This window comes from Aeromonas sp. 130281, assembly GCF_056642115.1.
On record NZ_JBWVQS010000001.1, the window covers coordinates 43,010 to 55,891 of the forward strand.

Sequence of the window (12,882 nt, forward strand, 5' to 3'; positions counted from 1 at the left end):
CGCCGGCGTGGCAGGAGAGCGCCGGCACGTGAGGGGGCGTCAGCGGCGACGCTTGAGGGTGCGGCTCACACAGTGCAGGCCAGCGCGGTAGTGGCCGTTGATGGCCTCGAAGGCGAGGGCAAGGGCCTGGGCGGCCAGGGCGTCGTGCTGCTGGGGCAGGGAGTTGATGCCAAAGGGGAGGAAGTCCAGCAGCCGATCGTCCCCGAAGGTGGCCATGGCAATCCGGCTCATGTCTGCCTCCAGCTCCAGCAGATAGTCGAGCACCCCCTCCATCAATATGTAGGAGGTGGCGACCAGTGCCTCGGGCAACTGGCCGAGCCGCTGGTGCAGCTCCTTGATCAGGCGATAGCCCTCGGCGCGGGAGAAGTGGGCCCCCTCGCAGACATGGGGTGTCAGCAGGGCGGCGCTGGCGTGGCTGCTCAGCGCCTGCTCGAAACCGGCGCGGCGCTCCTGGCTTATCGTGAGGCCTGGCAGGGCGGTGATCAGGGCCACATGGCGAAGGGCGGGGGTGAGCAGGGAGGCGGTGAGATCGCAGCTCGCCTTCTGGTTTTCACTGGCCACCGTGATGAAGTGGTCGGCGGCCAGGGCCCGGTCTATGGCCAGGATCTGCACGCCATGGGCCTGCTGCTCCCGATAGAAAGGATCCGCCGGCGGCAGGCAGCTCGCCACCAGCAGCGCATCCACATGGCGGCTGACCAGCATCCGGGCCAGCTCCTTCTCGGTATCCGGCTCGTCTTCCGAGCAGACGATCAGCAGCTGATAGCCCTGGGCGCGCGCGCCTTGCTCGAGGCGCTTGGCGAGCTTGGCGTAGCTGGCGTTCTCAAGGTCCGGCAGGATGAAGCCCAGGGTCCTGGTCTGGCCGCCGCGCAGGGAGGCGGCGCGGCTGTCCGGCTGATAGTTGTGGGCATGGACCACGGCCATCACCTTGTCACGGGTGGCCTGGCTGATGCGATATTGATCCGCCTTGCCGTTGATCACATAGCTGGCGGTGGTACGCGAGACACCAGCCAGGGCGGCGATTTCATCCAGTTTCATCATATTGGCTCTGTTTGAGTTGCAAGGCCCGCGACGATTTCAGGTGGGGGCACCGAAAAGTGTGCGCGGGATCATATCATTGAAAAGCACTCTCAGTGGGATCTTGAACAATTGGCTGAAACGATTCAGTCTGAGTGTAAGTGAAACCATTCAGCTTGTCAGTAAACGATGAATGTTCGACCAGGAAATGCCGAGACGGCCTACCTGGGGGAGATTCCCGTCTATTGTCAGCAGGCAAATTACCCGAAATCCAAGTTGAGTTGAGCCGGTGTGCCGCGAGGCGAAGCCGGACCTGATGGAGAATCTCTATGTTGAAGTTGGCGCGACAGCAAATCCTGCTGGGACAATCGGTGGCGACCAAGGCGGACGCCATCGCCCTGCTGGCAGGCAAACTGACCGAAGCGGGTCTGGTGGAGGCCGGTTATGTGGACGGCATGCTGGCGCGGGAAGCCCAGCACGCTACCTACCTTGGCAGCGGCATCGCCATTCCCCACGGCACCACGGACACCCGTCATCTGGTGAAAAGCACCGGCGTCATGGTGGCCCAGTTCCCCCAGGGTATCGAGTGGGATGAGGGGCAGACTGCCTACGTCGCCATCGGCATCGCCGCCAAGTCCGATGAGCATCTGGGCATCTTGCGCCAGCTCACCCACGTGCTGGGTGACGAGCAGGCTGCCGCGCAATTGAGAGAGGCCACGGATGAAGAGACCATCATCAATATCCTCACCGGTGCGAGTGCGGCGAAAGAGGTGCAATTCCTGACCCTGGCCGACTTCCCGGCCGACGATCGCGACCAGCTGCTGCTGGGGGCTGCCGCCCGCGCCAAATCTGCCGGCTGGGGGGAGGCCGCCATGGTGACCTCCCTGCTGGCAAGCGAGCCCGCCTATCTGGGGGATGGGGTCTGGCTGGCCCGTGCGCAAGCGGCCCAGACCGGCTGGGTGCTGGCGACCCCGAGCAGTGCGCTGACAGCGGGTGAATTACCGGTAAACGCCTTGCTGCTGCTGTGTGCCGCAGATAGCAGCCATCTGGCGCAGCTCGACAACCTGGCCAAGTTGGCTGCCGCCGGTCAGCTCGGGACGCTCGCAGGGAGCGACGGTCTGGCCATGTTTCAATCGGGGCCGGCGAGCGGGCTTTCCGACACCTTCACCATCATCAACCCCCATGGCCTGCACGCCCGTCCGGGCGCCATGCTGGTCAAGGTAGCCAAGGAGTATGCATCCGACATTCGCGTGGCGAACCTGGATGGCAGCGGTGAAGCCGTCTCCGCCAAGAGCCTGATGAAGGTCATCGGTCTTGGCGTCAAGTGTGGTCACCGCCTGGCGTTTCGTGCCGAAGGGACCGATGCCGAGGCGGCCCTCAAGGGGATAGGCGAGGCCATTGCCGCCGGTCTGGGCGAGGGGGCGCACTGATGGACATCGTTACCATCACCCTCAATCCCGCGCTGGATCTCACCGCCCGCCTGGGCGCCATGAGCCTCGGCGAGGTGAACCTGGTGAGCGAAGCCAACTTGCGCGCCGCGGGCAAGGGGATCAACGTCGCCATGGTCTTGAAAGATCTCGGTCGCGACGTGGGCCTGACCGGCTGGCTCGGCGAGGGCAACCAGCAGAGCTTCGTCTCCCTGTTCGAGACGCGCGATCTGGAAGACCATTTCGTGCGCGTGGCGGGCAGCACCCGCATCAACGTGAAGATCTCCGAGCAATCGGGCCGGGTCACGGATCTCAATCTGCCTGGGCTTGACGTGTGTCAGTCGGAAGTAGCCGCGCTGGAGGCCGAAATAGCGCGGCTGGCGCCGCACGCCGACTGGTTCGTGCTGGCGGGCAGCCTGCCCAAGGGGGTTGCCCCCGATTACTGCGCCCGGCTTATTCGCCTGCTCAAGGCCAAGGGCAAGCAGGTGATCTTCGATTGCAGCGGCGCGGCCCTGAGCGAGGGCATCAAGGCGGCGCCGACCCTGGTCAAGCCTAATCTGGAGGAGCTTGAACAATGGGCAGGTCGCCCCATCAAGACCCTCGCCGATCAGGCCGAGTGTGCCCGTGCCCTGCAGGCCAGCGGGATCCCCCATGTGGTGATCTCCAATGGCGCCGATGGCCTCATCTGGTTTGCGCCCGATGCCGTCTGGCAGGCCATTCCGCCGCGCATGCAGGTGGTCAGCACAGTGGGTGCCGGCGACTCTCTGGTGGCGGGGCTGGCCCATGGTCTCAGCCTTGGCTGGGCGCCGGAGCAGACCCTGCGCCTGGCTACCGCCGTCTCTGCCCTGGCGGTGAGCCAGGTGGCGGTCGGCTTTGACGATATCAAGGTGCTCAACCCCTTACTCGAGCAGGTGCGCGTACAGCGTCTGGATGCGCTGGCACCGGCTCAATCCAATCCCCTTTCGATGACACACTCAGGAGATGCCCAATGAAAGCAATTCTGGTTACGGCTTGCCCGGCGGGCATTGCCACCAGCTTTCTCGCTGCAAAACGGATAGAACAGCAGGCCAAACTGGCGGGCTGGGAGCTTATTCTCGACGTCGGCTCCAGCGTGCAGCCCCGTCAGGTTCCCTCGAAAGAGCAGATTGCCGCCGCCGACCTGGTGCTGGTGGTCGCCAGTGCCCCGGTGGATCTCGCCGCCTATGACGGCAAGCGCCTCTATCAGGGCAGCATGGATCTGGCGCTGCAGGATCCGGCCGCCCTGCTGGAGGCCGCCGCGAGCGGTGCCAGCCTCTATCGCCACCAGGCCGCGCCCGCCGTTGCCAATGTGGCCGCCAAGGCGGCCAGCGGTGCCAAGCGCATAGTTGCTGTCACCGCCTGCCCGACCGGCGTGGCCCACACCTTCATGTCGGCGGAAGCGCTGGAGACCATGGCCAAGCAGCTGGGCCATCAGATCCGCGTCGAAACCCAGGGGTCGGTCGGTGCCCAGAACGCCCTGACCGCCGATGAGATCGCCGCCGCCGATCTGGTGTTCCTCGCCACCGACATCGAGGTGGACATGGCCCGCTTCGACGGCAAGCCCGTCTATCGCACCAGCACGGGGGCTGCCCTGAAGAAGACCCGCGCCGAGCTCGACAAGGCGTGGACAGAGGCTAAGACCTATCGCCACAGCGGCGCCGCCGCGGCCAAGAAAGAGGAGAAGGCCGGCCCCTACAAGCACCTGCTGACCGGTGTCTCCTTCATGCTGCCCATGGTGGTGGCCGGTGGCCTCATCATCGCGCTCTCCTTCATCTTCGGCATCGAGGCGTTCAAGGAAGAGGGGACGCTCGCGGCGGCCCTGATGAAGATCGGCGGCGGCTCCGCCTTCGCCCTGATGATCCCGGTGCTGGCCGGTTACATCGCCTACTCCATCGCCGACCGTCCGGGTCTCGCCCCCGGCATGATTGGCGGCATGCTGGCAAGTTCGCTGGGCGCCGGTTTCCTCGGCGGCATAGTCGCCGGTTTCCTGGCCGGTTACAGCGCCAAGTACCTGAGCGACAAGGTGCGCCTGCCGGTGACCCTGGAAGCGCTCAAGCCCATCCTCATCATTCCGCTGGTGGCCAGCCTGTTCACCGGTCTCGTGATGATCTACGTGGTGGGCGGCCCGGTGGCCGGCATCATGAATGCCATGACAGAGTTCCTCAACAACATGGGCTCCGCCAACGCCGTGCTGCTGGGTGTCATCATCGGCGCCATGATGTGCTTCGACATGGGTGGCCCGGTCAACAAGGCGGCCTACGCCTTCGGGGTCGGCCTGCTCGCCTCCAAGACCTATGCCCCCATGGCTGCGGTGATGGCCGCCGGCATGGTGCCGGCCCTGGGGATGGGGATAGCCACCTTCCTGGCCAGCAAGAAGTTCATCAAGGCGGAGCAGGAAGCGGGCAAGGCCTCCTTCGTGCTGGGTCTGTGCTTCATCTCCGAGGGGGCCATTCCCTTCGCGGCCAAGGATCCGATGCGGGTCATCCCGGCCTGCATGGTGGGCGGTGCCCTGACCGGTGCGCTCTCCATGCTGTTCGGCTGCGAACTGGTGGCGCCTCACGGCGGTCTGTTCGTGCTCTTCATCCCGAACGCCATCAGCCACGTGATGATGTATATCCTGGCGATTGCGGCGGGGTCGCTCCTGACCGGCGTCTCCTACGCCATGCTCAAGCGCGGCGAGGAGCAGGCCAGGCTGGCAACGGCCTGACGGGTATCCATCCGATGAATGACAAGGCGGCCTGCGGGCCGCCTCTGTTTTGGTGGGCAGAAAGAGGGCAGGGAAGGGGTCAGAAATCCCAGCCAGGTTGCGATGGCGGCTCGACGGGCTCACCCTCTCTGGCCTTGCGACGGGCGGCCTCGACCCGCGCCTTGCGATTGCGGCACAGGCGCATCACCTCCTGCTGCTGGGTCGGGGTCATAACGAGCCAGTTGAAGCGCTCCTCCCGGCTGCGCAGGCACCCCTTGCAATATCCCTTGTTGTTCACTTCACAGACCCCGACACAGGGGCTTGTCAGGGGGAAGATTTCGAGCTGTTCCATCCACGACCTCTCACATCTTGTCACCTTGTTATAACCCAGAAGATCCCCTTTGGAGAAATAGGGCGTCCGGGGGCGGATGGCGTTTGCTTTCCCCCGGCAAATTTGGCATCTTCCCCGCCGAACATGATGCTCGGTGTTATATGAGGACATATGAATAAACATGCGTACTGGCTGGCCGCCGCCGTGGTGGGACTGGCCGGTTGTGCGGGCAACCCTGAACCCGCCAAGGTGCCCCAGAAGAAGGCGGAATCCGGATGTTTTCTGAACTGCGAGGTGCCGGAGAATCTGGGCAAGCAGTATCTGGATGGTGCCCTGCCCGGGGATCTGGTGCGGGTGGAGCGGGTCAACAGCCATCAGCGCGCCGACTACAGCAAGTTCGGCCCCCAGAGCCGGCTGGTGCTGGAGCGCTCCGGCAAGATGACCCGTCGCTACGGCGAGCTCTATCGCCAGCTCTCCCGCTGGGTGGCCAATGGCGGTGATCCTGCCCATATCACTCAGTACGGCATCAGCCTGGCCCAGCTCGGCGGCGCCGATCGCATGGGCAACGTGCTCTTCACCGGCTACTACTCGCCGGTGCTGGAGGTGCGTCATCGCCCGGATGCCAAGTACAAGTACCCCATCTATGCCATGCCCAGATGTGGCGGTCGTTGCCCGAGCCGGGCCGAGATCCATCAGGGGGCCCTGGCCAACCGTGGGCTGGAGCTTGGCTACAGCAAGTCCCTCATCGACAACTTCCTGATGGACGTGCAGGGCTCGGGCTTTGTCCACTACGGGGATGACGACAGGCTGCAATACCTGGGCTACGGCGGCAAGAACGGCCACGGCTACGTGAGTATCGGCCGGGTGCTGATCGACCGCGGCGAGGTGCCCAAGGAGCAGATGTCCATGAAGGCCATCAAGGAGTGGGCGAGCCGCCAGCCGGAGGCGAACGTCAAGGAGCTGGTGGAGCAGAACCCCTCCTACGTCTTCTTCGAGCGTCGCCCCACCAATGACGTGGTGGGCGCCGCCGGCATTCCGCTGCTGCCCATGGCGGCAGTGGCCGCCGACAAGACCCTGCTGCCCATGGGGACCCCGATCCTCGCGGAAGTGCCCTTGCTCGACAAGGCCGGCAACTGGACCGGCAAACACCAGCTGCGCCTGCTGATCGCGCTGGATGTGGGCGGCGCCGTGAAGAAGGGTCACCTCGATCTCTATCACGGCATGGGGGAGAAGGCCGGGGTGGCCGCCGGTCACTACAAGCACTTCGGCCGGGTCTGGAAGCTGGGCCTGCATCACGGGCCGACCGCTGCCCCCTGGCTGTGACCCTTTGATGGCTCGGGCGCCTGCACGGGGCGCCCTCTGCAGATGACGCAACAAAAAGCCGCCGGATTGCTCCGGCGGCTTTTTGTTTTGCGCGAGTTGCCAGCTTGGGCGTCAGCCCTTCTGGATATCCAGCCGGATGGCCCCCACCGGCTTGCAGCAGCAGGGCAGGCACTCACCTGGGGAGACAAACGCCAGCGGCACGCTGGGGTAGTGCACTGTGCCTGCCAGCAAGGGGGTGCGGCAGGCGCCGCAATAGCCGCTGCGGCACTGGAACTCCACCCTGTGACCGTGGCGCTCCAGGGTCTCCAGCAGGCTCTCGCCGGGATGGGCGTGCAGCACGTCATCCCGGGTATGCACCCGTGGCGAGCCCGCCTCGCTCTGCGCGGGGGCAGAGCAGGGGGCGGGGGTCAGCGTGGTGGTGGCGTCACTCACGGCGCGGCGTACCCCAGAACGTCTGGGTGCACTTCGCTGCGAGTGCGACTGGCCAGCGGTTCGGGCAGCTGACTCACAGCTCGAAATCACCGAGATCGTCTGCGTGCACTTCGCTGTCGATCTGGCCGACCAGGTAGGAGCTCACCTCCACTTCCTGGGGGGCCACCTGCACGTTGTCGGAGGACAACCAGGTGTTGATCCAGGGGATGGGGTTTTGCTTGGCGCCAATGAAGGCTGGCTGCAGGCCGACCGCCGCCATCCGCAGGTTGGTGATGTACTCCACGTACTGGCAGAGGATGTCCTTGTTCAGACCGATCATGGAGCCATCCTGGAACAGGTACTCGGCCCACTCTTTCTCCTGCTCGGCCGCTTCCTTGAAGATCTCGAAGCAGGCCTGCTCGCACTCGGCGGCAATCTCGGCCATTTCGGGGTCGTCCTGACCGGTGCGCATCAGGTTCAGCATATGCTGGGTCCCCGTGAGGTGAAGGGCCTCGTCGCGGGCGATCATCTTGATGATCTTGGCGTTGCCCTCCATCAGCTCGCGCTCGGCGAAGGCAAAGGAGCAGGCGAAGCTCACATAGAAACGGATCGCCTCCAGGGCGTTGACGCTCATCAGGCAAAGGTAGAGTTTCTTTTTCAGCTCGCGCAAGGTGATGGTCACCTCGCGGCCGCCCACCTTGTGGCTCCCTTCACCGTGCAGGTGATAGAGCGCGGTTGCCTCGATCAGATCGTCGTAGAAGTGGCTGATGGAGCCGGCGCGCTTCAGGATCTGCTCGTTGGTGACGATGTCGTCGAACACCTGTCCCGGGTTGTTGACGATGTTGCGAATGATGTGGGTGTAGGAGCGAGAGTGGATGGTCTCGGAGAAGGCCCAGGTCTCGATCCAGGTCTCCAGCTCCGGGATGGAGACCAGGGGCAGCAGCGCCACGTTCGGGCTGCGACCCTGGATGGAGTCCAGCAGGGTCTGGTACTTCAGGTTGGAGATGAAGATGTGCTGCTCGTGGGGCGGCAGGGCCTGGTAGTCGATGCGATCGTGGGACACGTCCACCTCTTCCGGACGCCAGAAGAAGGAGAGTTGCTTCTCGATCAGCCGCTCGAAGATGTCGTGCTTTTGCTGATCATAACGGGCCACGTTGACCGACTGGCCGAAGAACATCGGCTCCTTGAGCTGGTCGTTCTGGGTCTGGCAGAAAGTTGAATAAGCCATGGTGATTTGAATGTCTTGAATGAGGGGAAACAGGAGGGCGGGAGCTTCATGCTCCCGCCCGGTTCATCAGATCGTGCTGCGACTTATATTTTACAAGCCCCGCCGGCGCAACCGTCGTCTTGCAGATCGGTCTGGGCGTCGTCCGCACCATCACGGGTGTTGTGATAGTAGAGGGTCTTGAGGCCGTATTTGTAGGCGGTCAGCAAGTCCTTGAGCAGCTGCTTCATCGGGACCTTGTTGCCTTCGAAACGGGCCGGGTCGTAGTTGGTGTTGGCGGAGATCGCCTGATCCACAAACTTCTGCATGATGCCGACCAGCTGCAGGTAGCCATCGACGCTCGGCTGCTTCCACAGCAGTTCGTACTGATCCTTCAGGCGATGGTACTCGGGCACCACCTGCTTGAGGATGCCGTCCTTGGAAGCCTTGACCGACACCAGACCACGGGGCGGCTCTATGCCGTTGGTGGCGTTGGAGATCTGGCTGGAGGTCTCGCTTGGCATCAGGGCGGTCAGGGTGGAGTTGCGCAGTCCCACTGTCTTGATCTCTTCACGCAGGCTTTCCCAGTCCAGGTGCAGCGGCTCGTTGCACAGCACATCCAGATCCTTTTTATAGGTATCTATGGGCAGGATCCCCTGGGCGTAGGTGGTCTCGTTGAAGGCCGGGCAGGGGCCGAACTCGCGGGCCAGCTGCACGGACGCCTTCAACAGGTAGTACTGGATCGCCTCGAAGGTGCGGTGAGTCAGGGCCAGACCGGAACCATCGGAGTAGCGGGCACCGTTCTTGGCCAGGTAGTAGGCGTAGTTGATGACGCCTATCCCCAAGGTGCGGCGGTTCATGCTGCCCTTCATCGCGGCCTTGAGGGGGTAGTCCTGATAGTCGAGCAGGGCATCCAGGGCGCGCACGGCCAGATCCGCCATCTCTTCCAGGTCTTCCAGCTTCTCGATGGCACCCAGGTTGAAGGCAGACAGGGTGCACAGGGCGATCTCGCCCTCTTCGTCATCCACGTTGTTGAGCGGCTTGGTGGGCAGCGCAATCTCGAGGCAGAGGTTGGACTGGCGCACCGGGGCCACGGCCGGATCGAACGGGCTGTGGGTGTTGCAGTGATCCACGTTCTGGATGTAGATGCGACCGGTGCCGGCGCGCTCCTGCATCATCAGGGAGAAGAGATCCACCGCCTTGAGGGTCTTCTTGCGAATGGACGGATCCTGCTCGTACTTGACGTAGAGCTGCTCGAACTTGTCCTGATCCGCGAAGAAGGCGTCGTACAGGCCAGGTGCATCGGACGGGGAGAACAATGTGATGTCGCCGCCCTTGATGAGACGCTGGTACATCAGCTTGTTGATCTGCACCCCGTAGTCCATGTGACGGACCCGGTTCTCTTCCACGCCGCGGTTGTTCTTCAGTACCAGCAGGCTCTCCACCTCGGTGTGCCACAGGGGGTAGAAGAGGGTGGCCGCACCGCCGCGCACACCGCCCTGGGAGCAGCACTTCACGGCAGTCTGGAAGTACTTGTAGAAGGGGATGCAGCCGGTGTGGAAGGCTTCGCCGCCACGGATGGGGCTGCCCAGACCACGGATGCGTCCGGCGTTGATGCCGATGCCGGCGCGCTGGGAGACATAACGGACGATGGCGCTGGCGGTGGCATTGATGGAATCCAGGCTGTCATCGCACTCGATCAGCACGCAGGAGCTGAACTGACGGGTCGGGGTGCGCACGCCGCTCATGATCGGGGTCGGCAGGGAGATCTTGAAGGTCGAGACCGCATCGTAGAAACGCTTGATGTAGTCCAGACGGGTATCTTTCGGATACTTGGAGAAGAGGCAGGCCGCCACCAGGATGTAGAGGAACTGCGGGCTCTCGTAAATTTCGCCGGTGACGCGGTTCTGCACCAGGTACTTGCCTTCCAGCTGCTTGACCGCCGCGTAGGAGAAGTCCATGTCACGCCAGTGGTCGAGGTGGGCGTTGAGCTCCTCGAATTCGGCCTGGGTATAGTCGGTCAGCAGGTGCTTGTCGTACTTGCCCATGTCCACCAGACGGGCGACGTGCTGGTAGAGGTGGGGCGGCTCGAACTGGCCGTAGGCCTTCTTGCGCAGGTGGAAGATGGCCAGGCGGGCGGCCATGTACTGGTAATCCGGGCTCTGTTCGGAGATCAGGTCAGCAGCGGCCTTGATGACGGTTTCGTGGATGTCGGCGGTACGGATACCGTCATAGAACTGGATGTGGGACTTGAGCTCCACCTGGGAGACCGACACGTTGTCGAGCTTCTCGGCGGCCCAGTCGAGCACGCGGTGAATTTTATCCAGATCGATGGGTTCTTTGTGGCCGTTACGCTTCGTCACAAACAAGTTCATTGGCTGATGACCTTTAGTTGATTCCCGAAAAACCATGGCGCCCAGCATCCAGGGTTCCCTTCTTGAGGGTGGCCTGGGGGCGAAGTGCGCCATGAATCACAAGATATAGTGTTATTTTAAATTCGAACTACAAGATAGTGAGGTCGGCACAGCATTGCAATCTGTGGATAACGCATTAGCTGTGGATAAATTGTGGGTGTTCGGGTTCGAGTTAGTGACTGCTCACAGTGAGTGGGTTTTCATCCGTCCGATCCGGCAAATGCAAGTCCGATGATCGAAGATGGAAAATTTAAATAACTTTTTTTGCTTGCGAAAAGGGGGTGTTTTTACTAGCAAATTCAGCCTGGTTATCCCTTGTGCAGCCAGGGTCAAAAGCTGTCCTGTCCCCGCAGGCGCGCACTTGTCATCCTCTCAAAACAAGGGGCACATCTGCGCCCCTTGTCATTGCCAATGTGCGGCCCGGTGAGTGAACGTCGTGCTCATCTGGGAACCCTTTGGCGTTAAAGCTGCCCGGATGATCCATCTATAACGTCATGCGGAACAGGGCTGACTCAGGTCAGCTCGTAGCGCAGCCAGTGGTGCAGGGCCTGCCTCGTACGGCATCGAACTGCAGATCCGCACCCCGATGGTCCACTTATACCGTTTATGCAGTGCAATGCTGGTTTGGCTCAGGTCAGCTCGTAACGCAGCCAGTGGTGCAGGGCCTGTACCGTATCAAAGTGCAGGTCGGCGCCCCAGTCGGCGGTATCCTCGTCATCGCTCAGATAGCCCCAGCCCGCCACCGCGGTAAGCATGCCGGCGTTGCGCCCCGCCTCGATGTCGCGCACGTGATCCCCTACATAAAGGCAGTGGCTCGCCTCGACCCCGAGCCGCTCGCAGGCAAAGAACATGGGGGCGGGGTCTGGCTTGCGTACCGGCAGGGTGTCGGCACTGACGGTGACGCCGCAGCTGGCAAGCTCGGGCAGGGCGGCCAGCAGCGGCTCGGTGAGAAAGCCCGGCTTGTTGGTGACTATGCCCCAGGGCAGCTTCTTCTTATCGAGCCATTCGATGAGATCCAGCATCCCTTCATAGGGACGGGTACCGACGCAGAGGTTGGCGGCGTAATGGGCGAGCAGGGCGTTGCGAAGGCGCGTGGCCCCCAGCTCTTCCAGCAGATCCTCCCCCAGGCCCGCCTTGAGCAGCCCGAGGGCCCCGTGGGAGGTGGTCTGGCGGATGATGGCCTCGGGCAGCGGGGCAAAGCCTTCGCTCACCAGCACATGGTTGACGGCGGCGCCGAGATCCGGGGCCGTGTCGAGCAGGGTGCCGTCCAGATCGAACAGCACGCAGCGCAGGGGCGCCTTGTCGGTGCTCATCAGACTGACTCCGGGCGCACGAAGGCCACCATGTAGTTGACGTCGACGTTCCTGCCGAGCTTGAAGCTGTTGGAGAGCGGCGCGTAGTGCACCCCGCTCATGTCCCGCACCAAGAGGCCCGCGGCTTCACCCATGCGGCACAACTCGGCGGGAGTGATGAACTTCTTGTGATCATGGGTGCCCTTGGGCACCATCTTCAGCAGGTACTCGGCCCCCAGGATCATCATCAGGTAGGCTTTCGGGTTGCGGTTGATGGTGGAGACATACACCTTGCCCCCCGGTCGCACCAGGGTGGCGATGGCCCGCAGCACGGAGGCGGGATCCGGCACATGCTCCAGCATCTCCATGCAGGTGACCACATCATACTGACCCGGGGCCTCGGCGGCATGAGCTTCGGCGGTGATCTGGCGGTATTCGAGCTCCACACCCTGCTCCAGGGCGTGCAGGCGGGCGACCCCGAGGGGCTCCTTGCCCATGTCGATGCCGGTCACGCGAGCACCCCGGCGGGCCATGCTCTCGGAGAGGATGCCGCCGCCGCAGCCGATGTCGAGCACGCGCTTGCCAAACAGGCCGCCGCTCTTGTCGGTGATCCAGTCAAGGCGCACCGGGTTGATCTGGTGCAGGGGCTTGAACTCGCCCTCCATGTCCCACCAGCGGGAGGCGATGGCTTCAAATTTGGCGATTTCTGTCAGATCGACATTGGCATCACTATTCATTTTTTGATGATCCTGTGGCAGGGCG

The 12,882-nt window shown here is 63.1% G+C and carries 11 protein-coding genes; 4 read left to right on the forward strand and 7 right to left on the reverse strand.

The window, feature by feature from the left end:
* Positions 1-39: 39 nt before the first annotated feature.
* Positions 40-1,038 (reverse strand): catabolite repressor/activator, encoded by a 999-nt coding sequence (gene cra / locus AC1IN8_RS00225; RefSeq protein ID WP_479757661.1) that lies wholly within the window; start codon positions 1,036-1,038, stop codon positions 40-42.
* A gap of 305 nt (positions 1,039-1,343) precedes the next feature.
* Between cra and fruB the strand changes: the two genes are divergently transcribed.
* Genes fruB through fruA form a run of 3 tightly spaced genes read left to right on the forward strand, consistent with a single transcriptional unit; the run spans position 1,344 to position 5,166 of the window.
* A complete protein-coding gene (gene fruB / locus AC1IN8_RS00230; protein WP_479757662.1) occupies positions 1,344-2,444 on the forward strand; it encodes a fused PTS fructose transporter subunit IIA/HPr protein in 1,101 nt (366 codons plus the stop codon).
* On the forward strand, positions 2,444-3,433 hold the full coding sequence (gene pfkB / locus AC1IN8_RS00235) for a 1-phosphofructokinase (protein WP_479757663.1): 990 nt from the start codon (positions 2,444-2,446) through the stop codon (positions 3,431-3,433). Before fruB ends, pfkB begins: the two co-directional genes overlap by 1 nt.
* Positions 3,430-5,166: a PTS fructose transporter subunit IIBC gene (fruA, locus tag AC1IN8_RS00240; protein ID WP_479757664.1), complete on the forward strand. Its 1,737-nt coding sequence runs from the start codon at positions 3,430-3,432 to the stop codon at positions 5,164-5,166. Before pfkB ends, fruA begins: the two co-directional genes overlap by 4 nt.
* Before the next feature lie 79 nt (positions 5,167-5,245).
* Here the strand turns inward: fruA and AC1IN8_RS00245 are convergent, their stop codons facing one another.
* A complete protein-coding gene (locus tag AC1IN8_RS00245; protein WP_139434392.1) occupies positions 5,246-5,497 on the reverse strand; it encodes a DUF1289 domain-containing protein in 252 nt (83 codons plus the stop codon).
* A gap of 150 nt (positions 5,498-5,647) precedes the next feature.
* On the opposite strand from AC1IN8_RS00245, the gene mltA reads away from it, so the two are divergent.
* Positions 5,648-6,799, forward strand: coding sequence for a murein transglycosylase A (mltA, locus tag AC1IN8_RS00250; RefSeq protein WP_202045800.1), 1,152 nt, complete (start codon positions 5,648-5,650; stop codon positions 6,797-6,799).
* Positions 6,800-6,910: 111 nt separating this feature from the next.
* On the opposite strand, the gene yfaE is transcribed toward mltA, so the two are convergent.
* From yfaE to ubiG, 5 genes are all read right to left on the reverse strand, one after another.
* Positions 6,911-7,231, reverse strand: coding sequence for a class I ribonucleotide reductase maintenance protein YfaE (yfaE, locus tag AC1IN8_RS00255; RefSeq protein ID WP_479757665.1), 321 nt, complete (start codon positions 7,229-7,231; stop codon positions 6,911-6,913).
* Positions 7,232-7,304: 73 nt separating this feature from the next.
* A complete protein-coding gene (nrdB, locus tag AC1IN8_RS00260) occupies positions 7,305-8,438 on the reverse strand; it encodes a class Ia ribonucleoside-diphosphate reductase subunit beta (protein WP_479757666.1) in 1,134 nt (377 codons plus the stop codon).
* An 83-nt stretch (positions 8,439-8,521) separates the two neighbouring features.
* Entirely contained in the window at positions 8,522-10,789 is a 2,268-nt protein-coding gene (gene nrdA, locus AC1IN8_RS00265; RefSeq protein WP_162519121.1) for a class 1a ribonucleoside-diphosphate reductase subunit alpha, read from the reverse strand.
* A gap of 668 nt (positions 10,790-11,457) precedes the next feature.
* A complete protein-coding gene (locus tag AC1IN8_RS00270) occupies positions 11,458-12,141 on the reverse strand; it encodes an HAD family hydrolase (RefSeq protein ID WP_479757667.1) in 684 nt (227 codons plus the stop codon).
* Positions 12,141-12,857 (reverse strand): bifunctional 2-polyprenyl-6-hydroxyphenol methylase/3-demethylubiquinol 3-O-methyltransferase UbiG, encoded by a 717-nt coding sequence (gene ubiG, locus AC1IN8_RS00275; protein ID WP_202045796.1) that lies wholly within the window; start codon positions 12,855-12,857, stop codon positions 12,141-12,143. The genes AC1IN8_RS00270 and ubiG overlap by 1 nt, the downstream gene beginning before the upstream one ends.
* Between the last annotated feature and the right edge of the window lie 25 nt (positions 12,858-12,882).

Excerpts from the sequence above, each read along its gene's own strand:
- cra (WP_479757661.1), bottom strand. The coding sequence starts at position 1,038 with ATGATGAAACTGGATGAAATCGCCGCCCTGGCTGGTGTCTCGCGTACC.
- pfkB (WP_479757663.1), top strand. The coding sequence starts at position 2,444 with ATGGACATCGTTACCATCACCCTCAATCCCGCGCTGGATCTCACCGCC.
- nrdB (WP_479757666.1), bottom strand. The coding sequence starts at position 8,438 with ATGGCTTATTCAACTTTCTGCCAGACCCAGAACGACCAGCTCAAGGAG.
- AC1IN8_RS00245 (WP_139434392.1), bottom strand. The coding sequence starts at position 5,497 with ATGGAACAGCTCGAAATCTTCCCCCTGACAAGCCCCTGTGTCGGGGTC.
- fruB (WP_479757662.1), top strand. The coding sequence starts at position 1,344 with ATGTTGAAGTTGGCGCGACAGCAAATCCTGCTGGGACAATCGGTGGCG.
- fruA (WP_479757664.1), top strand. The coding sequence starts at position 3,430 with ATGAAAGCAATTCTGGTTACGGCTTGCCCGGCGGGCATTGCCACCAGC.
- AC1IN8_RS00270 (WP_479757667.1), bottom strand. The coding sequence starts at position 12,141 with ATGAGCACCGACAAGGCGCCCCTGCGCTGCGTGCTGTTCGATCTGGAC.
- nrdA (WP_162519121.1), bottom strand. The coding sequence starts at position 10,789 with ATGAACTTGTTTGTGACGAAGCGTAACGGCCACAAAGAACCCATCGAT.
- ubiG (WP_202045796.1), bottom strand. The coding sequence starts at position 12,857 with ATGAATAGTGATGCCAATGTCGATCTGACAGAAATCGCCAAATTTGAA.
- mltA (WP_202045800.1), top strand. The coding sequence starts at position 5,648 with ATGAATAAACATGCGTACTGGCTGGCCGCCGCCGTGGTGGGACTGGCC.